General features: G+C 55.9%; 22 protein-coding genes. 10 read left to right on the forward strand and 12 right to left on the reverse strand.

Translation table 11 applies throughout. The features are described 5' to 3' along the window. Positions 1 to 16: 16 nt before the first annotated feature. From K5E19_RS03985 to opgC, 5 genes are read right to left on the reverse strand one after another with little or no spacing between them, the layout of a single operon-like run. Positions 17 to 442 carry an ATP-binding protein gene (locus K5E19_RS03985; RefSeq protein WP_221550090.1) on the reverse strand — a complete coding sequence of 142 codons (426 nt, stop codon included), beginning with the start codon at positions 440 to 442 and terminating at the stop codon, positions 17 to 19. Beyond that, positions 443 to 781, reverse strand: coding sequence for an STAS domain-containing protein (locus K5E19_RS03990; RefSeq protein ID WP_032657000.1), 339 nt, complete (start codon positions 779 to 781; stop codon positions 443 to 445). Beyond that, positions 771 to 1,985 (reverse strand): PP2C family protein-serine/threonine phosphatase, encoded by a 1,215-nt coding sequence (locus K5E19_RS03995; RefSeq protein WP_221550091.1) that lies wholly within the window; start codon positions 1,983 to 1,985, stop codon positions 771 to 773. The genes K5E19_RS03990 and K5E19_RS03995 overlap by 11 nt, the downstream gene beginning before the upstream one ends. A 9-nt stretch (positions 1,986 to 1,994) precedes the next feature. Further along, positions 1,995 to 2,894 carry a hypothetical protein gene (locus tag K5E19_RS04000; RefSeq protein ID WP_221550092.1) on the reverse strand — a complete coding sequence of 300 codons (900 nt, stop codon included), beginning with the start codon at positions 2,892 to 2,894 and terminating at the stop codon, positions 1,995 to 1,997. 11 nt (positions 2,895 to 2,905) lie between these two features. Beyond that, positions 2,906 to 4,123, reverse strand: a complete 1,218-nt coding sequence (opgC, locus tag K5E19_RS04005) for an OpgC domain-containing protein (RefSeq protein WP_221550093.1) — start codon at positions 4,121 to 4,123, stop codon at positions 2,906 to 2,908. 280 nt (positions 4,124 to 4,403) lie between these two features. On the opposite strand from opgC, the gene K5E19_RS04010 reads away from it, so the two are divergent. From K5E19_RS04010 to K5E19_RS04050, 9 genes are all read left to right on the forward strand, one after another. Then, entirely contained in the window at positions 4,404 to 6,221 is a 1,818-nt protein-coding gene (locus K5E19_RS04010) for a glycosyltransferase (RefSeq protein ID WP_221550094.1), read from the forward strand. Further along, complete coding sequence (locus tag K5E19_RS04015) at positions 6,218 to 7,549, forward strand: DUF3131 domain-containing protein (RefSeq protein WP_221550095.1); 1,332 nt, start codon at positions 6,218 to 6,220, stop codon at positions 7,547 to 7,549. The genes K5E19_RS04010 and K5E19_RS04015 overlap by 4 nt, the downstream gene beginning before the upstream one ends. Further along, positions 7,546 to 9,093: a DUF3131 domain-containing protein gene (locus tag K5E19_RS04020; protein ID WP_221550096.1), complete on the forward strand. Its 1,548-nt coding sequence runs from the start codon at positions 7,546 to 7,548 to the stop codon at positions 9,091 to 9,093. Before K5E19_RS04015 ends, K5E19_RS04020 begins: the two co-directional genes overlap by 4 nt. Further along, on the forward strand, positions 9,078 to 10,472 hold the full coding sequence (locus tag K5E19_RS04025; RefSeq protein ID WP_221550097.1) for a DUF3131 domain-containing protein: 1,395 nt from the start codon (positions 9,078 to 9,080) through the stop codon (positions 10,470 to 10,472). The genes K5E19_RS04020 and K5E19_RS04025 overlap by 16 nt, the downstream gene beginning before the upstream one ends. Next, complete coding sequence (locus tag K5E19_RS04030) at positions 10,469 to 10,894, forward strand: globin (protein ID WP_221550098.1); 426 nt, start codon at positions 10,469 to 10,471, stop codon at positions 10,892 to 10,894. Before K5E19_RS04025 ends, K5E19_RS04030 begins: the two co-directional genes overlap by 4 nt. Positions 10,895 to 10,902: 8 nt before the next feature. After that, the gene (locus K5E19_RS04035) at positions 10,903 to 13,584 is read left to right on the forward strand and encodes a response regulator (protein ID WP_221550099.1); all 2,682 of its coding nucleotides are present in this window, start codon (positions 10,903 to 10,905) and stop codon (positions 13,582 to 13,584) included. Beyond that, on the forward strand, positions 13,574 to 15,745 hold the full coding sequence (locus tag K5E19_RS04040) for a glycoside hydrolase family 2 protein (RefSeq protein WP_221550100.1): 2,172 nt from the start codon (positions 13,574 to 13,576) through the stop codon (positions 15,743 to 15,745). Before K5E19_RS04035 ends, K5E19_RS04040 begins: the two co-directional genes overlap by 11 nt. 93 nt (positions 15,746 to 15,838) lie before the next feature. Then, a complete protein-coding gene (locus tag K5E19_RS04045) occupies positions 15,839 to 16,126 on the forward strand; it encodes a VF530 family DNA-binding protein (RefSeq protein ID WP_221550101.1) in 288 nt (95 codons plus the stop codon). A gap of 7 nt (positions 16,127 to 16,133) precedes the next feature. Next, positions 16,134 to 17,426, forward strand: coding sequence for a glycoside hydrolase family 10 protein (locus K5E19_RS04050; RefSeq protein ID WP_221550102.1), 1,293 nt, complete (start codon positions 16,134 to 16,136; stop codon positions 17,424 to 17,426). Positions 17,427 to 17,470: 44 nt separating this feature from the next. Here the strand turns inward: K5E19_RS04050 and dsbG are convergent, their stop codons facing one another. Genes dsbG through K5E19_RS04065 form a run of 3 tightly spaced genes read right to left on the reverse strand, consistent with a single transcriptional unit; the run spans position 17,471 to position 19,268 of the window. Beyond that, positions 17,471 to 18,247, reverse strand: a complete 777-nt coding sequence (dsbG, locus tag K5E19_RS04055) for a thiol:disulfide interchange protein DsbG (protein ID WP_221550103.1) — start codon at positions 18,245 to 18,247, stop codon at positions 17,471 to 17,473. Between the two features lie 41 nt (positions 18,248 to 18,288). Then, on the reverse strand, positions 18,289 to 18,849 hold the full coding sequence (locus K5E19_RS04060) for an RNA polymerase sigma factor (protein WP_221550495.1): 561 nt from the start codon (positions 18,847 to 18,849) through the stop codon (positions 18,289 to 18,291). Positions 18,850 to 18,854: 5 nt separating this feature from the next. Continuing rightward, on the reverse strand, positions 18,855 to 19,268 hold the full coding sequence (locus tag K5E19_RS04065) for a hypothetical protein (protein ID WP_221550104.1): 414 nt from the start codon (positions 19,266 to 19,268) through the stop codon (positions 18,855 to 18,857). 467 nt (positions 19,269 to 19,735) lie between these two features. On the opposite strand from K5E19_RS04065, the gene K5E19_RS04070 reads away from it, so the two are divergent. Continuing rightward, entirely contained in the window at positions 19,736 to 20,446 is a 711-nt protein-coding gene (locus tag K5E19_RS04070; RefSeq protein WP_221550105.1) for a hypothetical protein, read from the forward strand. A gap of 276 nt (positions 20,447 to 20,722) precedes the next feature. On the opposite strand, the gene K5E19_RS04075 is transcribed toward K5E19_RS04070, so the two are convergent. From K5E19_RS04075 to K5E19_RS04090, 4 genes are all read right to left on the reverse strand, one after another. Next, positions 20,723 to 22,273, reverse strand: a complete 1,551-nt coding sequence (locus K5E19_RS04075) for a methyl-accepting chemotaxis protein (protein ID WP_221550106.1) — start codon at positions 22,271 to 22,273, stop codon at positions 20,723 to 20,725. 104 nt (positions 22,274 to 22,377) lie between these two features. Then, the gene (locus K5E19_RS04080; RefSeq protein ID WP_221550107.1) at positions 22,378 to 23,388 is read right to left on the reverse strand and encodes a LacI family DNA-binding transcriptional regulator; all 1,011 of its coding nucleotides are present in this window, start codon (positions 23,386 to 23,388) and stop codon (positions 22,378 to 22,380) included. Between the two features lie 28 nt (positions 23,389 to 23,416). Beyond that, the gene (locus K5E19_RS04085; protein ID WP_221550108.1) at positions 23,417 to 24,823 is read right to left on the reverse strand and encodes a sucrose-6-phosphate hydrolase; all 1,407 of its coding nucleotides are present in this window, start codon (positions 24,821 to 24,823) and stop codon (positions 23,417 to 23,419) included. Next, the gene (locus K5E19_RS04090) at positions 24,823 to 26,193 is read right to left on the reverse strand and encodes a sucrose-specific PTS transporter subunit IIBC (RefSeq protein WP_221550109.1); all 1,371 of its coding nucleotides are present in this window, start codon (positions 26,191 to 26,193) and stop codon (positions 24,823 to 24,825) included. The genes K5E19_RS04085 and K5E19_RS04090 overlap by 1 nt, the downstream gene beginning before the upstream one ends. Positions 26,194 to 26,231 lie beyond the last annotated feature (38 nt).

Raw genomic sequence — 26,231 nt, forward strand, 5'->3', positions numbered from 1 at the left:
GCGTATGGCACGCAGGTCATACGCTGATTTTCTTTTCAAGCGTGGCAATATTTTTATCTGTCTTTCGCTCCACCGAGAAACGATCGACGTTCAGCAAAATGAGCATCAGCCCCCTGCCGCTCTCCAGTAACGGCGATATTTCACAGAAGCGGTTTTGTCGGGCGGCCTTAAGCCGCTCCAGCGGGAATGCATCACCCGTGTCGGTAAAGACAACGCAGACATTATGGTCCCGGATGTCGAACTGTACGCTGAATTCGCGTGAGGCATCCTCATGAAGCGCGTGCCGGATGATATTCGTCGCCACTTCACAGACGGCAACATCGAGCGCGAAACGCCACTCGTTGTCAACGGCAAGCGCGCTCAGCCTGTCTCCCAGCCAGTCGGCCAGCGGCGTCAGGGAAACGAGCGTCGCCGGAAATTCTGCATGCTCCGGCGTCTGCATCTATTGCCCCAGTTGCGCAAGCGCGCTGTTTTTATCCGGATAGATGCGGAATATGCGATCCATTCGGGTCAGGGTGAACATATTCATGATTCCGGGATTCAGGGAGCACAGCGCCATTTCGCCTTTCCCGTTCATCAGCTTAAACAACGACACCAGCATCCCCAGCCCGCTGCTGTCGATAAAGTCCACTTTGCTAAAGTCGACAATTAGGGCTTTACGATCGCTGCCAATTTCTTCCGTGACAGAGGCCTTAAACGCCGCGGCAATGGACGCATCCAGCCGCCGGACAGCTGGCGTGAGAATGTTGGCATGTGGTAATCGTTCAGTGTTAATAATCATTCTGTTCTCCCTGACGCTCAATCACGAGCAGTGAAACGTCATCGGTTAAGGCGGTCGGTTCATCACGGTTTGCGTTGCGCCAGCCGGTCAGGTGGTCACCGAACCGCGGCAGAAGTTCGTCAACCGGGAGCCGGGCATGCTCATGAAGCCAGCGTTCGAGGCGTTGCGGGCCAAACTGCTCGCCCTCGCTATTCTCGCACTCCGTGATGCCGTCACTGAATAAGCATAAGCGATCCCCAGGATTGAGGGTAAACGTGACATCCTCCCAGCTGAGGTCGGGCATCAGCCCGACAGGCGGTCCCCCGTCGCCTACAGAAGTGACGGCATTCTCTGCATTCACAATCACGGGAGTAGGATGCCCCGCCTGGCACAACAACCCCTGACCACTTTCAGGGTCGATCACGCCGTAGATGATGGTGAAATAGCTGGTAATGTCGTTTTCTTCACTGCAAAAGCGGCTGTTCAATATTCTGATGACCTCAGCAGGCGACTGAATTCCGCCCTCTGCGGTAAACAAAAAACGGTCCACCACCCGGCCATGCAAGAACTGACGCGCCACCGCGAGGGACATCATCGCGGCCCCCACGCCGTGACCGGACACGTCAACGCAATAGAACCCCAGATGAGACTCCAGAGGAAAAATATTGAAGACATCGCCCGATACCCAGGCTGACGGTAAGAAAAGCCAGTCGGAAAAATAGTCCCCGAAGCGTAAGCGGTGTGAAGGCAGAACCGAGTGCTGAACGCGCGCCGCCAGCTCAAGATCCTGTTCAATCTGGTGTAACGCTTCACTCAGGCGCTTATTATGCGCCGCGAGGGTCGCTTCCAGCGTCAAAATACGTACCCCCGCATGAAGCCTCGCCCGTAGCTCAGCCTGTTCGACGGGCTTGCTTAAAAAATCATCGGCCCCGGCATCAAAACCCTGCGTTAAATCCCCGGCATTCTCGCGTGCCGTCAGCAGGATGACATACACATAGCGGCCAAACTGACGGTTGCGTATCGTCTGACAGAGCGTGAGCCCGTCCATTTCAGGCATGTCCCAGTCGCTTATCACCATACTGACCGGCTGGCTGGACAATATTTCCAGCGCGGCGACGCCGTTTTCCGCCTCGCTCACGATATACCCCCACTGGGTGAGCATTCGGGAGAGTAGCCGACGATAAATCAGCGAATCTTCAACGATTAACACGTGCAGCGCTGACATGCATCCCTCCTATAGCGGTAAGAACCAGATGAGGCTCACGGTCCCTTCCCTGAATTTTGCATTACCGTTCCCATGCCCCGGATAGCGCGTCCCGGCATAGTTTGCGTACTGGACGGAAAACGATCCCGGCGTATAGCCTGCATAGCCGAAGCTGTAGCTGTAATCGCCGTTCCAGGGCTGCTGCTGGCTGCTGTCCGGAAACCAGAACGCCGTTGCGCGAACGAAGAAATGTTGTTTGAAGGTATAGCCGCAGCCGCCGAGCATGACGTTTTTATTTTTGCGGATGTCATCGCTGCTGAGGTCGTAGTAGCGCGGAACCCAGCTGTACCCGACCTGGCAAATGATAGAGTCCCCTTTATTAATCAGGAGCGTGTTTTCAACCGGTTTCGGTAGCGAAAACTTATAGGCCAGTGTAAAGGCGCCCTGTTCGAAATAGGTGTGTCTCCGGCTCCCCGACGTCCAGAAGTGGTTATCGCCGTAGTTGCCGTATACGAGGCTGAACGTATTGGCATGCCAGTCGTCATAGCCAAAGCTGTAGCGAAAATCGGCGGTATAGCGGGTGGTATCTCTGACCGGCAACCGGGAGGTAATGTTGGCAAACCAGAAACTGTAGGGGGAATACTGCAGACTAAGATTCAGCGTCTGGTTAATTTTTTTCGCCTGGGCGGCACTGTCAGAGCTATTCGGCACGCTCACCATCTGCTCTTTCAGCCCTGAACTAAAGCTCAGGGCGCCTGAAAATTTCTTATCATTACCTGAGAACAGACGCCCCCACCGGCTGGTAAATACGCCTGCCTGAACGGGTTCTCCGTTCTTATCGCGCAACGTCTCTTTCTCATTGCTTTGCGCCGCTTCCGCCGCGGGTATTGTGGCGAGTAAGATGCCCGCCAGTAACCATTTTTCGCGCATAACCGCCATCCTTAGTTAGGTATCCAGCGTGCGGCAACGTTGTATTTTGCCATGAGCCACAACATGCCCAGTGCTGCAGCATGCGCTACCGTATTTTCTATCCAGGCATGACGCCACAAATCGAAGGTGATGAACTGACTCACCAGCAGCACCACGTACACATGCAAAATGAAGGTATAAAGCGAGTGCTGGCCTAGCGGAATAAGAAACCATCCCAACAGGCGGTTGAACGGCGTCCAGCAATATGTCAGCACCAGATAGACGGTGACCATCAGGGCGATATCGTTTAACACCCGCACCGGGCCCAGCCCATTCTTCGCCGCCCAGGTGTGATAAAACGTATTGAAGCTGTCAGGCGAGATCGCATGCATCAGCAGCGCGGGCGGCATAAATGGGTTGGTATGGTTCTGGGCGACGAACCCCAACACCAGCGACACCATGACCAACGTAAACACCACCATTTTACCTGCCGGCGTGCGTGCGAAAGAGATCAGTTCGGCTTTATACCAGCCGCTGGTCATGCCCAGCACAAAGATGAACTGCCACGCCAGCAGCGGGAAGGCAAATTCGAATTCCGACGGCGTCAGCCGAAGCGGCCACCGCTGCCACAGGCCATACACCAGCAGCGACAGCCCTAACAGCCACCAGACTTTCCCTTTCTGCAGCACCCCCAAAAATAGTGGGCTGAGTAGCAGCAAAAAGATATACAGCCCCAGGATTTGCGTCTGATGGGGGCCGATCTGCAAATAGAGAATAATGTTGAACCAGGTCTCTTTTATTTGCGGCGTAACAGGATAAAGCGACCAGCTCTCACCCGAAAAACGGTCGGTAAAATGAGTGACCTCGAAAAGATTAATTCGTGGGATATAGGACATGAGAATAAACGACACTATGATAATGATATTTATGCGATATATTTTCCACGCCCTGAGATAAAGCCCCCAGGAAACAGTGAGTAAAACCACTTTTTGCAGACGCGCGCGATTCAGCATCCCCAGCATAAACCCCGAGAGAATGACAAAGCCTTCTGCACCGGTTGTTAGCCCAAAACGCTCCCAGGAGAATATATTAAATATCGACATCACCTCCGTATGCGCCACGACCATCATGACGAGAGCAATGCCGCGCATAAAGTCTATTCTCAGGTCCCGGGCACCTGCAACGGCATACCGCCATGCTGTTGATTTAGCGTCATCTTCTTGCGCAACCGACGGCGCAACATGGCTCATAGAGTGTCCTTTTCCTGAAAACGAAAATTGAGGTCTAAATAAAGTAGATAGACTAAAGGAATAGTAACTGCAATTTATCGCCGGAAGATGAAACATATCAATAAGAATTAAAGCCAAATTAACTTCTGCTACATATTAATAAAAACGACCCTGGACACTTTTATTCGGCGTTCTACACTTATCTTAAATCTTGTTTAATCGCTATTTTCTTTCGCTTTTGGGCAACTGCCTGCGCAGCAGAAAGGGTCTGCATTTTCACGGAATCAGGAACGCCGGAACTATGGATTTTTATTTTTCCCGATTTGAACATCGTCGACCTCCGGAACCGTTGAAAACGCCGCGCTGGGTAATGATGACCTGGCAGGTGTTAGCGGTCGCGGCGCTTATTCTGGGCGCAAATTATATTTACTGGCGCTGGACCGCCTCCCTGAACACGGACGCGTTATGGTACGCCATACCGCTGGTACTCGCCGAAACCCTGGCCTGGATCGGTACCGTGCTGTTTACCATCAATTTGTGGAAAGAACAGGATCCCCTCCAGAATCCGCCCCCGAGCGAAATTAACGACTGCCTGTCACCGGAGGAGGCCGTAGAGCCCCGTCCCGTTAAGGTGGATCTGTTCATTGCCACCTACTCCGAAGACACCGAACTGGTCAGGCTGTCCATTCGCGATGCCCTGAACATGGATTACCCATACCCGATTGACTACCGGATCCACGTCCTCGATGACGGCCGCCGCCCGGAGATGAAAGCCGTTTGCGATGAGGAAGGCGTCAATTACATCAGTCGACAGACCAACATCGGCTTTAAGGCCGGTAATCTGCGTAATGGTCTTGAGCAAACTGACGGCGATTTTATTGTCATCTGCGACGCCGATACCCGGGTATTTCCCACCCTTCTCAGCCATACGCTGGGCTATTTCCGCGACCCTGATGTGGCCTGGGTGCAAACGCCTCAATGGTTCTTCGATCTCCCGGAAGGCGAAAGCCTGTCACGCTGGGGCCAGCGGAAAGCGGGAAAAGTGGGCTATGGCCTGGGCTGGCTGATACAAAAATTCGTGGGGCCGGTCACGGTTGGCCGCGACCCGTTTTTTAACGATCCGCGCATGTTCTATGACGTCATCCTGCGGCGCCGCAACTGGGCCAACGCGGCGTTCTGCTGCGGCGCGGCGTCCATCCACCGTCGCGAGGCGGTCATGCAGGCCGCGCTGAGAAGCTACGTCTGGTCCGTCGAAGAGGAGATCCATCGCCATACCCGCGACATCCGCGATGACGAAACGCGGAGCGCGCTACAGGAGGCTATGCGCCCGCACGTGGCATTTGACACTGAGTTAACGCCCTACAAATTCCATGTCTCCGAAGATATTTACACCTCGGTGCTGCTGCACGGTGACGCCGCAAGACGCTGGCGTTCGGTCATGCACCCGCGCGTTGAGTCGAAGATGCTCTCTCCGCAGGATATGCTAACGTGGATGATCCAGCGCTTTAAATACGCCGCAGGTTCGCTGGATATTTTGTTCCATGACAACATCTTTAGCCGTCGTCGCTTCAGGCTTTCACTCCCTCAGACGCTGATGTATGCCACGACCTTCTGGTCCTATATGGCCTGCGTATGGAACACGGTGTTTTTGATTTCACCCATTATTTATTTGTTCACCGGCATTCCGCCTGTATCGGCCTGGTCGACGCCGTTCTATCTCCATTTTCTCCCCTTTTTTATTTTCTCCGAACTGGCCTTTATGTTCGGGACATGGGGGATTTCGGCCTGGGACGGCAGGGCGTCCTACCTCTCTTTCTTTTCCATGAATTTGCGCGCGCTCAATACCGTGCTTCGGGGCGAACAGATCAAATTTCACGTTACGCCAAAAGAGAGGCAGACTGGCCGTTTTCTCTATCTGGTGAAGCCGCAGATTGCCATTGTGCTGCTGACTCTCGCAGGGCTTATCTGGGGTGGGATTCAGGTTGTTCGCGGCCAGGTTGACGATCCTTCTGGCTACGTCATCAATATTTTCTGGGGAGGGGTGAACATCGCCGCCATGTTGCCGCTGATATTCGCAGCTATGTGGACGCCCGCCGAAGACGATGAGGTCACCCAATGAAAATACGTGATGCCCTGCTTTCCGCGCGCAGCTATATCACTATTCTGCTGGGGTTCCTGCTCGGCTTTGCCATTGTGGTATGGGTTGAGAAACAAATGCCTTCGCGCGTGGAAAGCAGCGGCGGCATCGCGCTCAGTAAAGATTTCCCTCCGCTGCCTGCGAAACGCGAGCTGACCTATGAAGAGGCAATCTGGGCACGGGTGGCCTGGCAATACTATGTGAACAATACCCAGCCAAATGGCCTGGCGAATGCCAGCGATGGAGAGCCATGGCTGAGCCTCTGGAGCGTAGGGAGCTATCTGTTTGCGACCGCTGCCGCAGAGCAGCTCAATATCATTTCCACGGATGAGTTTGACGAGAGGATCAGCACGGCCCTGTTTACGCTGGGGCAGCTGCCGCTCAATGAACAAGGCCTCCCTGCTGCGTATTACCATGCGGACACCCTTAAAATTCTGGGGAAACCAGACGCCTCCGCAATTGGGCTGAGTCGCCTGCTGACGGCGCTTCAGAGCATTCTGTGGCGCTATCCTCAGCACGCAGCCGCAATCCGCGATCTGTTTAGCACCTGGCGCACCGGCGCGCTAATGGAAAACAACACCCAAAGCCAGGCGGCGGTACCGCTCCATCACTGGACGCTGGCTGCCGACGAGCAGCGAGACAGCTTTGGCTACCGGCTCTATGCCAGCCATACGCTGCGCTTGATTGACAGTGCGGCGGGGCTGGCGGTTACCAATCCGCCTGAAGGGCAAAAGATGATCGACCTGGATGGGATCATGGTTCCCGATGAAGGGCTGCGCACGCCCTGGGGCAAGCAGATCTCCCTAATCAGTCTCCCCTATTTGTTAACCGGCCTTGAGCTTGGCTTTGACGCGCAAAGCGCTGAAATTGCGTGGCGGATTATGCAGATTCAGCAGCGGCGCCACAGCCTGCGCGCGCCAAAGCCGCCTGTCAGCACCGATTACGCCGAACCGGCGCCGGATTACGTTAACGATCTGCCCAACAGGCAGCCGGTTCAGGCGCGTGCCCTGCGCGAAGAGATACCGGAGAAGGTGGCGATCGCCTCCACCCGCACCGCGTTTGCCTGGTATGCCTTGTTCCGCAACGGCTGGAGTGAAGCGCTGCGCCAGCAGGTTCTGCCGCTTCAGGTGCCGGGTAAGGGCTGGCAAAGAGGGCTGAATCTCAATAACACCGTCAATGCGGTCGTTGATGGCGACACCAACGCCATTGTGCTGGAAAGTCTGTCGTATATCGCGCATGGCCAGATGCTTTGTCTGGCCTGCTTCTCCACGGCCCCCCATTCATCCACTCCTGCAGGAGCAACGCCATGAAGCCAAGATCCCCGATCCTTTTCCACCTGCTCACGGGAATAACGATCTGCTGGCTGGCGCTATCGACCGTGCGTGCGCAAACCGAGCTGCCTGCATCGGGTTACTCCCCGCGCAGCGGCGAGCTGACGGCCCGAGAGATGACCATTGCGAAAAATGCCTGGCAGTATTTCGTCGCGAACTACCAGCCCACGACGGGCCTGGTGAATGCGGTTAACAAATATCCGTCCACCACCATGTGGGACAGCGCCTCCTATCTGGCCGCCATGACGGCAGCGCGTGAGCTGGGGATCATAGATAAAGCCGAGTTCGACCGCCGGATGCTGAAATTCCTTGCCACGCTAAACACCCTTGTGCTGTTCCGTAATGAGTTGCCCAACAAAGCCTATAACACCATCAGCGGCCAGAAGGTGGACTATACCAACAAGCCCGGTGAAATCGGCTTCTCGGCACTGGATATCGGGCGGATGTTGGTCTGGCTGAAAATCATCAAAGAGCGTTATCCGGAATACGGCAACAGCATTGATAACGTGGTGCTCGGCTGGGATTTCAGCCATGCGGTCGACCCCTGCGGCACGCTGTATGGCGCCTATCTCGAAAACGGTCAACCGAAGTATGTTCAGGAAGGCCGACTGGGCTACGAAGAGTACGGCGCGGCGGGCTACCAGCTGTGGGGATTTAATACCTGTAAAGCCAGTCGTCCGCAGCCGTATGAGCTGGCAGAGATCTACTGCGTGCTGGTTCCGTATGATTCACGCGACCCGCGCAATACGTCTCAACATAACTACGTCGTGACGGAATCCTACCTGCTTTACGGGCTGGAGTTCGGCTTCGATAAGCCGACCGATCGCGATAATGCCCCGCGCGACTACTCCCTTACGTGGATGAAAAACTTTGCCGATCGCGTTTATCAGGCTCAGGAGAACCGCTATACCATCACCGGCGTCCTCACCGCGCGCTCTGAACACCAGCTCGATAAAGCCCCTTACTTCGTCTATGACACCGTCTTCAGCGACGGATACAACTGGAACACCATCACTGACAAGGGCCAGTTCGTCCCTAACGCTGCCGCAATTTCACTGAAGGCGGCGCTGGGGATGTGGGTCCTGTGGAACTCGCCTTATACCGACCGCCTGCTGAACACCATTGAGAATGCCAACGAAGAGGGAAAAGGCTACTACGAAGGGCTTTATGAAAACGGGGACGGGCCGATCAAAGAGTTCACCGCGAACAATAACGGCATCATGCTGGAAGCCCTGTTGTTCAAAAAAGAGGGGAAACTGCTGGCCTTCAACACCGACAACCCGAAGAGCAAGGATTTTGCCCCGTCTCTGTGGGATCAAAAACTGCTCGATCAGTTTGAAGAGAACAACGCGCTTCGTAGCCGTCCGTTCCTGACCAGCACGCTGGCCGTAAAAAGCTGGTGCGAGCGGACCGGCGTCACGCAGCGCACCAAACCCGCCTGCCAGGCCTGTCAGTGCGCCTCATGCAGCGCGGACGAGCCGATTAAACTGCCTCCGGTGACTGCGCAATGCTTAAAACCATAGCCAGAGGGCTCGCGGGCTTACTCCTCGCAGGCGTGGTCATATTTGCTCTGTTTGGCCATCAGGGAGCTGGCTGGCGCTGGCTGATCGCCGGCGGCTGGCACTCCAGCGCGCGTATCGCTGCCCTGACGCCGGAAGAACAGAAATGGGCGGCGATCGCCTGGCGCTATTTCGTCAATAATACCCAGCCGCAAACGGGCCTGGTCAACGGGAGCGACAAACAGCCCCGCGTTACGCCCTGGCAAATGGGCGATACGCTTATCGCCCTGCTGGCGGCAAAAGAGCTGGGGCTCATTCAGGACGCCGAATATGATGCCCGCCTGACGCGGCTGATGGGGACACTCAACCGCCTGATGCTGACCGAGGCCCGGACGCCAGGGCGGCTTTATTCCAGCCAGACGGCGGCGCCGATCGACTTTAGCGGCAAGCCCGCTAAAAATGGCTGGTCTGCACGCGACATGGCTCGTCTGATGCTCGCCCTGCGCCTCACCGCTGAGCGGGAGCCGCAGTACAGCGAGTACCTTGATAAAATCATTCTGCGCTGGAACTTCTGCCCGGTCATTGATAGTGAGGGGGGACTGTGGTCGTCTTCCCTGCAAAATGGTCAGCCGGTGGTCCGGGAAGAGTTGCGTCTGGGCGAGAGCGAATATGCCGCGACGGCGTTCCATCTGTGGGGATTTTCCCCGGATAAAGGGTTTTCCCCCCCGGCGCACCACGTCATTATCGCCCAGCGGCGTCTGGCCGTGGATGCGCGCGATCCGCGTACCACGTGGCAGCCCTCCCTGATAACCACCCTTCCCTACATGCTGCCGGGCCTGGAATTTGGCTGGGAGCCGGAAGGCGTTGCGGCCGATCTGCAAAAGCGTCTGCGTAAGCAGGCCGAAAACGTCTGGCTGAGCCAGAAAACACGCTGGGAGACAGAGAAGATCCTGACGGCCAGAGCGGATTTTTCACTCCCTCAGGCCCCATGGCATATTCAGGATACCGTCTGGGGAAATGGGTATGCCTGGAACTCTGTTGGCGATGATGGCCGGGATTACACCCGCTTCGCGCAGGTTTCAACAAAAGCGGTCTTTGCGCTGTGGGCCTTGTGGGACACGCCCTACACCGACGCGCTGATGTCGGTCACCGAATACCTTAACGATCCGCAAAGAGGCTGGTATGAAGGCCGCCTTGAAGCCACGGGCGATACTAACGCCTCCCTGACCCTTTCCACGAATGCCACGGTTCTGGAAGCCCTTTTCTTTAAGCATAACGCCGGGCCCCTCTTTGACATTCGCCGGTCGAAGAAAGAGAGCTACTTTTCACGCCGTCTGGCAGATGAATTTACGCCCCAGGGGCTTTGTCTGCCGGACGAAAATGCCGTAAGGAGGACGCCGTGAAGTTTTACCGCGATCTGTTTGAATCCAGTCTGAACCGCGTCTTTCCCAATAATGAAAAAACCGCGTTTTTTCAGACGTTCTATGACGCCTTCATCCATATGTCACCCGAAACTGAGGCGCATTTTTCTCGCCTGCCGGATCGGGAGGGCCAGCAGACCCTGTTTAAGAGTTTCTTCGCCATGCTTGCGGTAGACGGCGCATTAATCGTGCCTGATTTTCTCGAGCGTCTGGCGCGGGAGCAAAGCGAAGACGGCCTGCATCTCCCCCCGCGATTTTTCGCGCTATGGCGTGAAGCGATGTTGGACACGGTGAACCAGCGCGATCCACAGTGTGACGATGAGATCCTGACGGCCTGGGCGATGGCTATCGCACCCGGTCTGGAATATCTGCGCCGACAGGCAGAACTGCACTACCGCGCGTAGGGAGGATCATGATGAGCGCATTCACGTACGATCTTAACGCACTGCCAGCCGCCGTCATGATTTATGACAGCGATGAACGCCTGCAGGCCTGGAATCACAACGTGGCCCTTTTTTATCCGGTCATCACCCCGTGGCTGAAGTTGGGCGCAACGCTTGAAGCGCTGGCGGAGCGCTTCATCGACGCCGTTTACAACGTCGATCCCGGCCTTCGCCAGACGCTGCGCGAGTCGGTCGTCCGCAACTGTCGACAGGATAAGCACTGTGAAGTGAGGCAGGCCGGCAATCGCCGTATTTTTGTTCAGCATCAACGGCTTGCGGACGGCGGCATTGTCAGCCTGCACAGCGATATCACGGAGCTGGACGAAGCGCAGCGGGCGCGCCACCAGTTGCATGACGATTTTTTGCTGACGGCGGAATCCATTCATATTGGGATCTGGGACTGGCAAGTCTCCGGCGATGTATTACAGGTTAATGACACCCTGCTTTCCATGCTGGGCCAGTCGCGGACGCAGTGGCGATATCCGGTGCGCTTTTTGCTCAATCAGGTTCACGAAGAGGATCGCGGTGCGCTGCGCAAGGCGCTGCACGCTTCGAAGCAGGATCACCGTCCGGTCTTTGAATGCGAGATCCGCGTTCATCATCCAACCGAAGGATTGCGCTGGATGATGCTGTCCGGCCAGGTGGTCACACTCTCCATCGAAGGAAACGCCGAACGCGTCATTGGCACGCTCCAGGATATTACGCGTCGCAAAGAAGCAGAAATACTGGCCATCAATGCCGCCCTGGACGCGAGGAAGGCCAACGAGGCGAAAAGCGCGTTTCTGGCGAATATGAGTCATGAAATTCGCACCCCCATGAACGGCATTATTGGCATGACCCAGCTGTGCCTCGATACGTCTCTCAGTGCCGATCAGCGCGATTATCTGACGCTGGTAATGAGTTCTGCCCAGTCTTTGCTGCATATCATTAACGATATTCTCGACTTTTCCCGTATCGAAGCCGGCAAAGTGGAGCTGGAAGCGGAGCCCGTCCCTGTCCGCCCCTTCATCCAGTCGCTTATTCGCCCACATATGCCGGGCGCGAGCGAAAAAGGCATTGAGCTTCTGGTTGATATCGCACCCGACGTGCCCGACGTGCTGCTGGTCGACGGCGCGCGACTGCGTCAGATCCTGACCAATCTGCTGGGTAACGCGCTGAAATTTACTCATCAGGGAGAAGTCATCCTGATTGTTGAGCCGGGTGATAGCGCAAATCGCTGGCGCTTTCGGGTGCGCGACAGCGGCATTGGCATACCGGCGGACAAGCAAAAGGCCATTTTTGAAGCATTCAGCCAGGCGGATAACTCAACCACCCGGCGCTATGGCGGAACAGGGCTTGGGTTAACCATTTCTGCTCGACTGGTTGCGGCCATGGGCGGAGAGTTAACGGTGTCCAGCGAGCCGGGGAAAGGCAGCGAATTTTCGTTTTCGCTGTCGCTTGCGACACAGTTGCTTACGCCGGAGGAACGCCCGCATAACGATCGCTTTAACGGTGAACGCGTGCTGGTGGTTGATGATAACGCGACCAACCTTCGGCTGCTGGCCGCCATGCTTAGCCAGATGGGGCTGAACCCCACCTGCGTCAACAACGCCAGCGAGGCCATCAACTGGGTTAAAGCCGGTCCGGCCTGGCTGCTGATCCTGCTGGACGCGCAGATGCCGGATATGGACGGCGTATCTCTGGCCCTTGAGCTTTCGGTGCTGCCGCAGGTTTCTGAAAGCCACATCATCATGCTGAGCTCCATGAGCCGACATTTTGATATCAATATGCTGAAGCGGATCGGCATCCAGAACTACCTGCATAAACCTATAGCCCAGAATGAATTGCATCAGGCGATTGCCGCGGCGTTCGAACGTGCGCCGAAGACAGTGAGTGAAAGCGCACCCGCGCCCACCGCCGCGCCGGATACTGCGGGGCTACGGATCCTGCTTGCGGAAGATAATCTGGTTAATCAGAAGGTCGCCGCGCGCCTGCTTGAGCGGCTCGGGCACACCTGTCAGATCGTCGACAACGGCGTCACGCTGCTTGAACGCTGGCGCGCGGGCGTATGGGACGTTTTGCTGATCGACCTTCAGATGCCCGAAATGGACGGCGAGACCGCCATTCGTCTGCTTCGTGAGGAAGAACGCTCCCGGCCCGGACCGGCGCAGCCCACCGTCGCCATGACCGCACACGCCATGCAGGGGGATAAAGAGCGCTGCCTTAACATGGGATTCGACGGCTACATTGCCAAACCCATCAGTCAGGAACATCTCGCAGAGGAGATTGCTCGCGTGCTCCCGAACCATGATGTGCCCTCCACCTTCCCGGATGAAGCACGCCTGCTGAAGCAGTGCGCTGACGATCCTGACCTAGTACAGGAACTGCTGGCCCTGTTTGGCGAAGGGCTGGCTGAAGCCATGAAAGTCATCACCCGGGCTATCGACAGCAACGATCGCGAAGCGCTGCGCCGCACGGCCCACAAGCTGCGCGGAGAAGCCATTACGCTGGACTTCAGGACACTCGCGCAACCGCTGCAGGCGCTGGAGAGCGAAGCGCATAAGCTGGAGGGGCAACAGCTTGCGGCGCTGAATGAACAACTTCACAAGGAATCGCTGCGCCTGGTGGCATGGCTCAACGCGCGCGGGGTAAACGTCACTCATGACTCGTAACTGCACGCTGCTCTTTACCCTGTTTCTTCCCACAATGGTGGCGGCGTCAGCACCGGTAAGTTGGTCGCTTGCGGGCACATGGCAGATTCAGGACGCCAATGACAGTACGCATCCTCCCGCATCAGGCTGGCGCGGGCTGAAAGTCCCTGCCAACTGGTACAGCGCCGGGTACGATCACCAGGGCGCATTATGGTATAAGCACGCATTTACGCTACCCGCTCAACCGCCCGATGTGATGAGCACCCTGGTGTTTGACGGCGTCGATTACCTGGCGGATGTCACGCTCAACGGCCAGCCGCTGGGCAAGCATGAGGGCTATTTCCAGCGCTTTTCGCTGGATGTCAGTGCTGCGTTACAGCGTCACAACCAGTTAGTTGTCCGGGTGGATAGCCCTTACGAAGATCCACACACGACCTGGCCCCTGCATAAAACGGTCATGAAGGGGATTCTTAATCAGCATGACACGCGTCCCGGAGGCGCCTGGTCGCAAGAAGGACAGGACGCCAACTCTGGCGGCATCTGGGGACCGGTCAGGCTGCATCTCAGCCGGGGAGCCACCCTGGATGAAATCATTCTTCGGCCTGACTGGTCGCAGGGGCTGAAAAGCCCTGCATTGAAGGCTGAGATTCGCTATCGTGCCCTCAGTCATGGCCAGTCTACCGTGCGGCTCACCGCCACCCCTGCAAATTTCAGCGGCAAACGCTTCCAGGCAGACTTTCCGGTTACCCTGGAAAGCGGTGCCCATTCCGCGCAGGTGACGCTGCCCATGCCTGCGGCAAAACTGTGGTGGCCGATCGGCACCGGGAAACCCCACCTGTATACGGTTCGTGTCTCATTGCGGGATGAAAACGGGTTAATGGATACGGCGGTCACCCGTACCGGACTGCGCAAGATCGTTGAGCAGCCAGACAATAAAGGCTGGCTCATTAACGACAGACGCCTTTTTGTTAAGGGCAGCAATTACATCGGCTCCCCCTGGCTCAGCACCATGACGCGAGAAAAATACCGTCGTGATCTTCGTCTGGTAGAAGCCATGAACGCCAACGCCATACGCGTGCACGGACACGTCGCGGGGCGTGCGCTTTATGATGTTGCCGATGAGATGGGCATGATGATCTGGCAGGATGTCCCGCTGCAGTGGGGCTACGATAATCGCGACGCCTTTACCAAAAATGCGGTTCGACAGACGCGGGAGATGATCGAACAGTTTGGCAACTCACCCGCCATCATCGTCTGGGGCGGCCATAACGAACCGCCCTGGAATTCGCCGTGGATGGAAAAACGCTTCCCGGACTGGAACAAAAACCTCAACCGCGAACTCACGCAGCAGGTGGCGGACACGCTTGCCGAAGATACCTCCCGCATCGTGCATCGCTTTTCCGCCGTTGAAGAGCACTACTGGGCAGGCTGGTATTTCGGTACCGTACGCGACCTGCTGACGCCGGCCAAAACTGGGATCATCACCGAGTTTGGCGCGCAGGCGCTTCCCCGCTTGTCCACGCTAAAAACCATCATCCCGGCAGCGCATCTCTGGCCAAAAACCACCGCAGCTGACGATCCCGGCTGGACCGTCTGGAAATATCATAACTTTCAGCCCTTTCAGACGTTTAAATTTGCCAATATCCCGCGCGGAAACAACATTCAGGAAATGATCCGTAATACCCAGGCGTATCAGGCTCAGCTCGTCGCCACGGCGGCCGAGAGCTATCGCCGACAGCGCTACCAGCCAGTAACGGCCCTGTTCCACTTCATGTTTGTAGAGACCTGGCCTTCCATCAACTGGGGCGTGGTGGACTACCTGCGTAAGCCTAAAGACGGTTTTTACGCGTTAAAACGTGCGTACCAGCCGGTTCTGCCGTCGATTGAACCGCTCACCCCGCAGTGGAAATCCGGCACGGCAGCGACCGTGCGTCTCTGGGCCATCAACGACACATGGAAACCGTGCAGCGAATGCCGTCTGTCGTGGCGTATCGCCCAACGCGATAAGGTGCTGGCAAAAGGTAAGATGACGATGACGATCGCAGCAGATTCGGGAACGATGGTAAAAGTACTTACGGCCACGCCCGTAGGTCAGGAGGAGGTATCGATTACGTTTACGATTGAAAACAAAGCGGGAAAAAAGGTTGGTGAAAATCAGCGCACTGAGTCCGTCATAAGGTGAGCGAGGGTAAAGGAAAATTGCCGCTTCCCCTGCTTTCTTGTACCCTTTCACCGTTAACCCTTCCCCCATCAACATTGAGACATCCGGACGCCTATGACTGCACACATTTCTAACGATCCTTTGCATGGCGTAACGCTGGAGATGATGGTCAACGCCCTGGTGGCGAAATATGGCTGGAGCGAGCTGGGTGACCGCATCAAAATTAACTGTTTCAGAAAAGATCCCAGCGTTAAATCGAGCCTGAAATTTCTGCGCCGCACCCCGTGGGCGCGCGCGGAGGTTGAAGCCCTGTATCTGGACTCCCTCAACGATGAGGTAAGCACAGAGCAGGAGGCGCCCGCCTTTAATCCCTGGGCTAACAGTCGGATTATCAAGAGCTAATACGCAAATGACGCGACACGTAAAACGGATTGGTGCGCTGGCTGCCTGCGCACTTTTACTTGTAAGCTGCTCCTCCAAACCACCCAAATCACTGGTTACCCCTCTCCCCACCGCGAGCAAACCGACGCCGCAGGCAAACGAGCCGATGCGCGGGATTTGGCTGGCGACCGTCTCTCGTCTCGACTGGCCGCCGTTGGCCTCGGTGAATGGCCGCAGCGCTGACCAGCGCATCGCGATGCAGAAGCAGGCGCTGACGAACAAACTCGATAAGCTGAAAAGTCTCGGGATCAACACCATATTTTTCCAGGTGAAGCCGGACAGCACGGCGCTGTGGTCATCCAAAATCCTTCCCTGGTCGGATACCCTGACGGGGAACATTGGAGAATATCCGGGCTACGATCCGCTCCAGTTTATGCTGGATGAGGCCCACAAGCGCGGCATGAAAGTCCACGCCTGGTTCAACCCATACCGCGTATCCACGAACACCAAGCCTTCGACCATCGCCGCGTTAAACCGGACATCGTCACTGCACCCTTCCAGCGTTTACGTACAGCACCCGGAATGGGTCAGTACATCAGGCGATCGTTTCGTCCTCGATCCGGGCATTCCGGAGGTGCGTGACTGGATAACCCAAGTGGTGACCGAGGTAGTGAGACAATATGCGATAGACGGCGTGCAGTTCGACGACTATTTCTACACAGAAACGCCGGGGTCGACCCTGAATGATGCCTATACATACAGGCAATATGGTGAAGGATTTGCCTCAAAAGCAGACTGGCGACGTCACAATACGCAAGAATTGATCGTGCAGGTCTCCCGTGCGATTAAACAGGCAAAACCCAACGTTGAGTTTGGTGTGAGTCCGGCGGGGGTCTGGCGCAACCGCTCCTTTGACCCGGCAGGCTCCGACACGCGCGGTGCTGCCGCTTATGATGAATCCTACGCCGACACCCGCAAATGGGTTCAACAGGGACTGCTGGATTATATCGCGCCGCAGATCTACTGGCCCTTCGCCCGCGACGCCGCGCGCTATGATGTACTGACCAAATGGTGGGCTGACGTGGTGAAACCGACCCATACCCGCCTTTACATCGGCATCGCGTTCTACAAAGTGGGGGCACCCTCTAAAAATGAGCCTGACTGGACGGTTAACGGCGGCGTGCCTGAGCTGAAAAAACAGCTCGATTTGAACGATTCACTGCCCAACGTGAATGGCACCATCCTGTTCCGTGAGGACTATCTCAACCAGCCGCAAACGCAGGACGCGGTAAGCTATCTCCGCGGGCGCTGGGGCAGCTGAGTGGGCAAACGCGGGCAGGAACACGCCGTTTCTGCCCGCGCTGATCAGGGTTTTGGCCCGAACATCTCTACCAGCTGTTTCTCGTTTGGCAGTCCCATCACCTGCTGAAGTTCGTTTTCTTCATTCAGATAATAAATTGCCGGAGTGGCATTCCCCCCGAGACTGTCCATTAATGCCTGGTGCTTCTGCAGTATCTCGACGGTTTCACGCGTCGCCGCAGCCTCTGGTTTTGGCAATTTTTTCCCGCCGGAAAGCTCGTACTCTTTCCAGGCCGTGACCGGATCTTTCGCATTCAGAATAGCTGAGGCGTTACGCCCGCTGTTGGGGTTGAGAAACGCAACCAGCAGCGTGTTGAGCTGAACCTTGCCAGCCTTCACCCACGGCTGCGCTTCGGCCCAGAACTGTTTGCAGTACGGGCAGAACGGATCGGCAAAGACGAAGACTTTGCGCGGCGCAGCGTCAGCCCCCTCTTTCAGCGGATGCGCTGCATTGAGCTTTTTCCACATTTCACGCCCCATCGGCGCGTAGATCTCTTTCTGGAAATAGGCCTCGCTGAGATTTTTTCCCTTTTCATCGTACAGATACCCCGAAACCACATGCTTTCCGTCAGGGGTTAAAAAAAGGGTGACGCCCATGTCCTGGTATTGTCCCAGCCAGGCAGGTGCACCGCCCGGAGCGTCAATCTTCTTGAGGATCTTGATATCCTGCTGTTCACTGAAGTTCTTCACGGCATCAGGCAGCGTCTCTTGCGCTTTGAGCCCTCCTGAAACCATCAGAGCAGCAAGTAACAGCACTTTTTTGTTTGTAAGCAGTTGAAGCATAACGATCCCTCTAACATATTGTTTTTCAGAGTGGTCGAACTTCAATCCCCTGTCAACGCTTCATAGATATCCTGCAGGCGACTACGCAGAAATCGCACGGCCTTGTGCTTGCGGGATAATAATGCCTGCACCGTGTCGCCCGTTTCATCCGCCAGCGTTTTCATGCTGTAGCCGTGAAATTCCGTTTTTTCGAATATCTCACGCTGTGACGGCGGCAGCTCTGACAGGGCTTGCTCCAGCTCTTCCCACAGCAGCAATTTAAGATACTCCTCCTCCGGCGTTTGCGGCACGCCGAATAAGGTTTCAGCTAACTCCTCTTCGGGGAAATCCTCATCGTCGTCAGCGGTAACGTAGCCAGGGAGCGAAACCTCGCGCTTTTTCCGCGCCCGATCGGTCATCTCATTACGTGCTGCGCGAAACAGCCAGGCGGCGACATTCTCCACCGGCTGTTCCACTTTCATCAGCTGATACGTCACTTCCTGCAGGATATCGTCGGCATCATCGCGAACCGCCGTTCGCCCGCGAATGAATGCCTTCAGGCGGGCGCGGCAGGCATTAAGCGCCGAGACCAGTAACGATTCACCTGCATCACCGGCTTTCATATCGTTCACTCTGCTTCCGGTGTTTTCGCCGCATTGTCATCGCGCTTCTCATCACGGTGGTCGCGCCAGCCACAATGGCCGTGGCGTCCAAACCCAGCGCGGCGCTGCTGAATAAAGGCTTCACGCTGTTCGGGCGTCATGTTCATCCAGCGTTCGTGCATCCGGCGGTGTGCGCCGAACATACCGGGCCTGAAGCCCAACCCGCCGAACAGAATGCGGCTCAGCAGCAGAATGCCCAGCGCCTGCCAGAAGCCGATGGCTTTCACGCCGAGGATGGCGGGAAGTAAGGCGTTCCACAGGGACATCACCAGCAGGCCGAGCACGATGAAAATCACCGCGCCGATGACTAAGCCCTTACCCATACGGTGGCGACCAAATCCGCGTCCGTGACCTCTGCCGTGCAGTTCAAAATCTCTCATCGTGTTTACCTCGTTTACAGTAACTGATTATGGCTTGTGATGAGGTAGACGGATGAGGGCGGGAAATATTGCTGGGGTGAATATAAAATTTTTGGGCTGACGATTTTGGACTCATAGCAGTAATGGCTGGCGGGCGCTATGAGTCGCTTTCAGGCAAATCATCTCGTACGAAGAATTCGCTTAGCCAATGCGATAGCAATGACGGCCAGTATGATTGACAACAGTGCCAGGAAGATGAGCAAGGATAATAGTGGATTTAACAAGCCACCTAAACTGGTGAAGTCGCTGATACGGCCGAGTTGCTCGGACGTGCATACACGCAGAATGATCTCAGGGATAATAAGCAAAAATATAATTACGGTCAGGACATAAATCAGAGCACTCTTGCGCTTTCCCATTTTCGATGTTGCCCCTTTCTCAATCATGATCAATGATAATAAGATAATGATACTGCAAGGTTATATAAAATGGCACAAAACTATTTGCAACTTAAAATGCAGTCGAATAAACAGTTAGCTATTGCACTAACAAACTCGCTTCGAGACATGCATGAAGATCATATGGCAACCCTGGAAAAGGTGAAACAGGGAACACAGCGCCTGGTTAGCTACGGTGCATGCTTAATGCCAGACGAATATTATCGTAACGCTTGTCGTGATACCTGGCGTGAAGACAAACGCTTAGTCCTGGCCTTAGGTGAAATTTACAACCGAAAAGATGTCACTTTAGACATGGTTGAAATCTATTTTAGGAAAACTCTTAATAGGCTGGGCGAACAAAAGAGCAAAGACCTGATTACTAATATCCACAACTTGTTGGGTAAAGCTGCCGAGCATGCATCGGCTAAAGCCAACAAGCTAGCCCTCTCCTTTACTCTTGCGAACCTGATCATCAACAGCAGAGATTTCAAGCAAAATCACATCAAGCTTGTTAACTCATTCTCGACATGGTTTGTTAATGGTGCAACGCTTTACTCAAAGGCTCAGGTAGCGGCATCTGCGGCTAATCGACTCAAATTTCAGGATCCTCAGTACTATCAGGCGCTTTATAAAGAAAATATTGAGATGTTATATTTCTTAATCGAACCGCAAATGTCTGAAATCATCTACCAGGTAAACTCCGGGGATAATAACGCGCAAGTGATAGGTGACGCTTTGTACGAGATACTGAGGAAATGAAGCAAGCAATCTTATGGCTTTTGAAGTCGTTTTTTTACCTGGTGCCGGCGTTACTTATTGTACTTGGGATATATTTTTTTGTACGATTTATACCGGATTATGCCGCTTTACTCAGCATCGTTTGGGTGATTACCATTTCTGTTATTTATGTAAAATATAATAAGTGGTATTAAAACAGTCCTATTAGGTCTACAAGCTGACCTTATGGGGAAACGACTTAGAAATTTTCACACACTAAGTAGATAAAAGGCTCCCCAGGGAGCCTCCTCCCATCTATCAAGCCTGCACCGGCAATCTAAAACTCGAAATACTCCGTGAAAGCTGCTGCGCCTGCTCTTCCAGCGAGGCCGCCGCTGCGGCAGACTGCTGCACCAGCGCCGCATTCTGCTGGGTCACGCCGTCCATCTCCGTAACGGCCTGGCCAACCTGCCCAATCCCCCGGCTCTGCTCTTCCGAAGCAACGGAAATCTGTTCCATCAGCGTATTCACTTTATTCACCGAAGCAATAATCGAATCAATAACGTCGCCCGAGCGGTGAACCAACTGCGCACCGTTCTTCACGCTGGAAACAGACTGGGCGATAAGACTTTCAATGTCCTTCGCCGCCACCGCGCTTTTCTGCGCGAGTGTTCGCACTTCGCTGGCAACAACCGCAAAGCCGCGGCCCTGCGTGCCCGCGCGTGCGGCTTCAACCGCCGCGTTGAGCGCCAGAATGTTGGTCTGGAAAGCAATGCTGTTAATGACGCTGGTAATATCCTCGATGCGCTTCGAGTTCGCCGCGATGGTGTTCATCGTTTCAATCACTTCGCGGGTCACCGCTTCGCCGGTATGGGCATTTTTCACCGCATCCTGCACCAGCTTCCCGGCCTGGAATACGTTATCGGTATTATTCGCCACCGTCGCGCTCAGCTCTTCCATGCTGGCTGCGGTCTGGGTCAGTGCGGATGCCTGTTGTTCAGTGCGTGAAGCCAGGTCGATATTCCCGGAGGCGATCTCTTGCGCCGCGTGCGTGACGGTATGGCTCGCGTCGCGCACCTGGGCGATAGTGGCGAGCAGCGCCTGACGCATCTGCTCCATCGAACCCATCAGGCGATCGATTTCATTACCGGCACTGCCCTTCACGGGCACCGGAACGTCCAGCTTGCCCGCCGCAATCTGGCTGCAGTGTTCACGGGCCAGGTTAACCGGCGCGAAAACAAAGCGCTTCATCAGCAGGCTGACGGCGACAATCACCACCACAAACAGGCTGGCGATAGCGGCAATGATTGCCAGGCCAGAGACGAAGTTACTGCTCGCATCTTCATTCAGGCTTTTGGCATATTTCTGATGTATGGAAAGGACCTGGTCGAGAACGATCTCGTACTGGCGGTCGAGGCGGGAGACTTCCGGGATCAGCGCGTTAAATTTGGCGACATCGTGCGCCTCAGCGGCATCGATCAGCGGCGCCAGCCCCTGGTTGCGGTAGTTTTGCCAGGCATCCTGATAGGCATTCACCTGCGGGGCTTCATCCGCCAGACGCGGCGACGCCATAAAGGCCGCAAAGGCGTGGTCCGCTTTGGTCAGCGCCTCTTTCACCGCAGAAAGCTTGGCAGCCTCATCGGCAGTATTGCCCGCTTCCACCATCTTCACATACTCCATCACCCTGACGCGCAGCGTACGGCTATGGTTGATAGGGTCAATAATGGAGAGCACAACCTGGATCTCTTTGTTCACGTTATCCAGGGAATTATTACTTTTAATGATGAGGCCAACGCTGGTAGCAGTGCTGACAACAAAGAAGAAAAGCAGTGAGAACAGGACAATCAGGGACGACTTCTTCAACGACATAAACCAATACCTCAAGGAAAATTATTCCTTATGGTTATCGGCTGTTCCAAAACTTAAATTAATTAAAGTTATTGAAGTATCCCCTTAACGAGACAGGGCTACTCTTACCCTTTAAAGCGCCGCTGCAGGGTGGCGTCCAGCTTCCGCTGTACAGGCTGCGGCGTCTCACCGTCGATCAATTTACCAATCAGATCAAAGCAGTGCCACGCAAGCTGGCGGTTGTCCTGGCGAATGGTGTCAACCGGTATCGTCAGCGAATCATACAAATAATGATCGTCAAAACTGGCTAACCTGATATCACTTTGCAACAGGTTATGTTGGCCCATATAGCGCAATACCCCTTCCAGCAGGCCGCAGGCGGCGGTAAAGAGGGCTTTGGGCGGGCGGCCCAGGCGCGCGCAAAGCTCGGCGAACATCTCGTAGCCGGAGCTCGGGTGATAGTTGCCGTGAATGATCCACTCCGGACGTAGCTCGACGTTGGCCTCACGTAAACCTTGCTTGAAACCTTCCAGACGGTCCCGCGTCGGGGAAAGCCGTGGTTGCCCGCCGAGGAAATAAATCTCATCGGGATGCTGGCGGGCGATCTCAGCCACCAGTTCCGCCGTGGGAGTAATCGAATCGGTGATGACCAGCGGCAGAGAGCTGTCGTTCATATGGCGGTCAAAGAGGACAACGGGCAGCTGTTCGCTCAGTTTCTGGTAGTCCGCATCATTCAGCATGCTGGAGGCCACAATCAGACCGTCCACCTGGCGCGCCACCATGTTATTGACCACCACGGTCTCCTGCCCCGGATTCTCATCGCTACAGGAAATCAGCAGCTGTACACCCGCCTCGCGGCACAGTGTTTCCAGCTCGTGAGAAAAGACGGCAAACCCGTAGTTGGTGATCTCCGGGACCACCAGACCTATGGTGTGGCTGCGGTTATCACGCAGCGAACGGGCGTGAATGCTCGGCTGGTAGTGATGCTCTTTGGCAATGGCCAGAACGCGATCGCGGGTGTCTTCCGCCACACGAAGCTCTTTGCTGCGTCCGTTCAGTACCAGGCTGGCGGTGGCTTTTGAAACCCCCGCCAGCTCCGCGATGTCTTTAATTGTGACGCGTTTTGTTTTTCTCACAACGACTTAGATCCGGCTGCCAAAACCCCTATTCTATCATGCAGGCGCGCAGCGACCAGTAGCGTAATGTGATGTCGGACGCACCTTCGAAGCGCACCTGAGCCGGATGAGCAGGAAAATAGCGGCTGCTCATCACCCCTTCGCCATGATTGATGAAAATCTCAACGCTGGAGCGGTCGCAGAGAACGCGTAAATGGTTAACGTCGCCCAGCCAGTAGCGGGTCAAGGTTTCGCCGTTTTTCAGGCTGGCGCGTTCAAGACGCAGCCCCTTCTCATCCCAGCGAAGGCGCATCGCGCCGGCAAAATCCACATTCACACACGCCGTTTCCAGCTCAAACTCAAGACTCGTCGCATCCAGAACGGGCGCACCGCGGGCAGCACCCTGCCACTGACATTCGGTCTCGCGCAGCGTTTCCAGTTCACGAACGGGCGTTTGCCACAGCCTGCCGTCGCGATATCGCAGTTCACGCGGGCAGGTCATCTGGTGGATCCAGCCGTGGGCCTGCGTCGGCTGGAGCATCTCTTCCCCGTCCGGCACGCCCATCCAGCCAATCAGAATACGCCGTCCGTCTCCCGCCAGCGTGGTTTGCGGGGCGTAGAACTCAAAGCCCGCATCCAGCTCGTGCAGTTCGCCGTGATCGAATGCGGCGTTTGCATAGTCAAACGCCCCGCTCATCCAGGTCGCCGGATAGGTATTGAGGTAGCGATGCGGCTCGCGCGCCAGCCCTTGTGGACAGCAGATCAACACGTGCGTCCCGTCGAGAGCAAACAGGTCCGGGCATTCCCACATATAGCCTGCGTCAGACAGGCCGTTGACGCCGTGACCGGCAATCTCGCCGCAAGGCTGCCAGCGCTGTAAATCATTGGATGTGAACAGCAGCACTTTGCCGCGCTGTTGCAGATCCTGCGCCCCGAGCACCATGTACCACTCCCCGTCGTGTTGCCACACCTTCGGGTCGCGGACGTGTCCGGTATAACCGTCCGGCAGCGGCAGCACCGGCCCCAGTTTTTTAAAGCTTCCATCCAGTTGTTCGACGGCCAGGCACTGCCAGGCTGTGCGGCTGCCGTCGTAAAATTTCACGTTGCCGGTGTAGCACAGGGTCAGCACGCCGTCGTTGACCACCGCGCTGCCGGAGTAGCAACCGTTGCGGTCATATTCTTCATCCGGCATCAGCGCCAGCGGCTCATGCTGCCAGTGCACCAGATCCGCTGAACTCCAGTGTCCCCAGCATTTGTAGCGATGATCGCAATCCAGCGGGTTCCACTGATAAAACAGGTGGTAGCGCCCGGCGAACCCGATAAACCCGTTGGGATCGTTCATCAGCCCCGTAACCGGCGCGGCGTGCCACGCGGGATAATGGCTGTCGGCCAGCGCGCGCGGCTGGCCCTTCATGACGGCCTGCAATATCGCAGGCCAGCGGGAAGCTAAGATCATTATTCAGAGTCCGTTTTATATTTCAGCAGCAGCGAGACGGTAAACGCCACGCCGAACGCAATCACCATGCCGATAATATAGTTGAGCAGCGAGCTGGCCTGCACGATGGCCATGCCCGGAATAGCGGTCAGGCCAACGGCGGTCATATAGACATGGACTGAGACCACCCAGGCGCCGCCCACCGCGCCGCCGATCAGCGCGGCGATAAACGGTTTCACGAAGCGCAGGTTGATACCAAAAATGGCCGCTTCGGTGATACCCAGCATCGCAGAAAACGCCGAGGGCAAGGTAATGGCTTTGATTTTGGCATCTTTGGTCTTGAACCACACCGCCAGACAGGCACCGCCCTGCGCCACGTTCGCCATGGCCCAGATTGGCAGCAGGAAGTTAACGCCAATCGACGGGTTTCCCAGCAGCCCGGCCTCGATGGCGTGGAAGCTGTGATGAATACCGGTGATCACAATCACCGAATAAAGCCCGCCAAACAGCAGCCCGGCCAGCCAGCCCGCGTGTTCAATGAGCGTGCTCAGGATAAAGGAGATGCCGTCGCCCAGCGCGCGCCCTGCCGGGCCGATAATTAACAGCGCAATAAAGCCGGAGATCACCACGGTCAGGAAAGGCGTCAAAATCAGATCCAGCGCGTCCGGGATCGCGCGGCGCAGATTTTTCTCCACGATGCTCATAAACCAGACGGCCAGCAGCACCGGGAACACCGTGCCCTGATAGCCAATCATCGCAATCTCAAGCCCGAAGAAGTTCATGGTGTGGAAGCCGGACGCCACGCCCCAGGCGTTAGTCAGCGCCGGGTGCGTCAGGATCCCGCCAAGCGTCGCGCCCAGATACGCGTTGCCGCCAAACTCGCGTGCGGCGGTGAAGCCAATCAGAATAGGCAGAATGATAAACGCCGCCGAGCTGCACATGTCCAGCATGATGTAGAGCGCGTTGTCCGCGTTAACCCAGCCGTAGGTTTTCACCATCCCGAGCAGCCCCATCAGCAGACCCGAGGCCACAATCGCCGGGATAATCGGCACAAAAATATTGGAGAGCAGACGCGCGATGCGCTGGAAAGGGTTGAGCTTGCGCGCCGCAATATTCGCCGCTTCCGACTTGCTGGACTCACCGATCCCAGCCGCCTGAATAAACACCGCGTAAACCTTGTTGACCACGCCCGTGCCAAAAATCACCTGCATCTGCCCGGCGTTACGGAAACAGCCCTTCACGCCGTCGACCTTGCCGATAGCCTGCTGATCGGCAAGCGCGTCATCAACCAGCACCAGACGAAGACGCGTTGCGCAGTGGGCGGCGCTGGCGATGTTTTCCTTGCCACCGAGCAGCGGAATAAGCTCGCGGGCGATTTGATTAAAATCCATAGATACCTCTGCCTGACTTCTTTTTTATGATGTGCGAA

Origin of the sequence: Enterobacter sp. RIT637 (genome assembly GCF_019718755.1) — a bacterium.
GTDB lineage: Bacteria > Pseudomonadota > Gammaproteobacteria > Enterobacterales > Enterobacteriaceae > Enterobacter.

Bases quoted from the DNA above. Each gene is read 5' to 3' on its own strand.
- K5E19_RS03985 (WP_221550090.1), bottom strand. From the start codon at position 442: ATGCAGACGCCGGAGCATGCAGAATTTCCGGCGACGCTCGTTTCCCTG.
- K5E19_RS03990 (WP_032657000.1), bottom strand. From the start codon at position 781: ATGATTATTAACACTGAACGATTACCACATGCCAACATTCTCACGCCA.
- K5E19_RS03995 (WP_221550091.1), bottom strand. From the start codon at position 1,985: ATGTCAGCGCTGCACGTGTTAATCGTTGAAGATTCGCTGATTTATCGT.
- K5E19_RS04000 (WP_221550092.1), bottom strand. From the start codon at position 2,894: ATGCGCGAAAAATGGTTACTGGCGGGCATCTTACTCGCCACAATACCC.
- opgC (WP_221550093.1), bottom strand. From the start codon at position 4,123: ATGAGCCATGTTGCGCCGTCGGTTGCGCAAGAAGATGACGCTAAATCA.
- K5E19_RS04010 (WP_221550094.1), top strand. From the start codon at position 4,404: ATGGATTTTTATTTTTCCCGATTTGAACATCGTCGACCTCCGGAACCG.
- K5E19_RS04015 (WP_221550095.1), top strand. From the start codon at position 6,218: ATGAAAATACGTGATGCCCTGCTTTCCGCGCGCAGCTATATCACTATT.
- K5E19_RS04020 (WP_221550096.1), top strand. From the start codon at position 7,546: ATGAAGCCAAGATCCCCGATCCTTTTCCACCTGCTCACGGGAATAACG.
- K5E19_RS04025 (WP_221550097.1), top strand. From the start codon at position 9,078: ATGCTTAAAACCATAGCCAGAGGGCTCGCGGGCTTACTCCTCGCAGGC.
- K5E19_RS04035 (WP_221550099.1), top strand. From the start codon at position 10,903: ATGATGAGCGCATTCACGTACGATCTTAACGCACTGCCAGCCGCCGTC.
- K5E19_RS04040 (WP_221550100.1), top strand. From the start codon at position 13,574: ATGACTCGTAACTGCACGCTGCTCTTTACCCTGTTTCTTCCCACAATG.
- K5E19_RS04045 (WP_221550101.1), top strand. From the start codon at position 15,839: ATGACTGCACACATTTCTAACGATCCTTTGCATGGCGTAACGCTGGAG.
- K5E19_RS04050 (WP_221550102.1), top strand. From the start codon at position 16,134: ATGACGCGACACGTAAAACGGATTGGTGCGCTGGCTGCCTGCGCACTT.
- dsbG (WP_221550103.1), bottom strand. From the start codon at position 18,247: ATGCTTCAACTGCTTACAAACAAAAAAGTGCTGTTACTTGCTGCTCTG.
- K5E19_RS04060 (WP_221550495.1), bottom strand. From the start codon at position 18,849: ATGAAAGCCGGTGATGCAGGTGAATCGTTACTGGTCTCGGCGCTTAAT.
- K5E19_RS04065 (WP_221550104.1), bottom strand. From the start codon at position 19,268: ATGAGAGATTTTGAACTGCACGGCAGAGGTCACGGACGCGGATTTGGT.
- K5E19_RS04070 (WP_221550105.1), top strand. From the start codon at position 19,736: ATGGCACAAAACTATTTGCAACTTAAAATGCAGTCGAATAAACAGTTA.
- K5E19_RS04075 (WP_221550106.1), bottom strand. From the start codon at position 22,273: ATGTCGTTGAAGAAGTCGTCCCTGATTGTCCTGTTCTCACTGCTTTTC.
- K5E19_RS04085 (WP_221550108.1), bottom strand. From the start codon at position 24,823: ATGATCTTAGCTTCCCGCTGGCCTGCGATATTGCAGGCCGTCATGAAG.
- K5E19_RS04090 (WP_221550109.1), bottom strand. From the start codon at position 26,193: ATGGATTTTAATCAAATCGCCCGCGAGCTTATTCCGCTGCTCGGTGGC.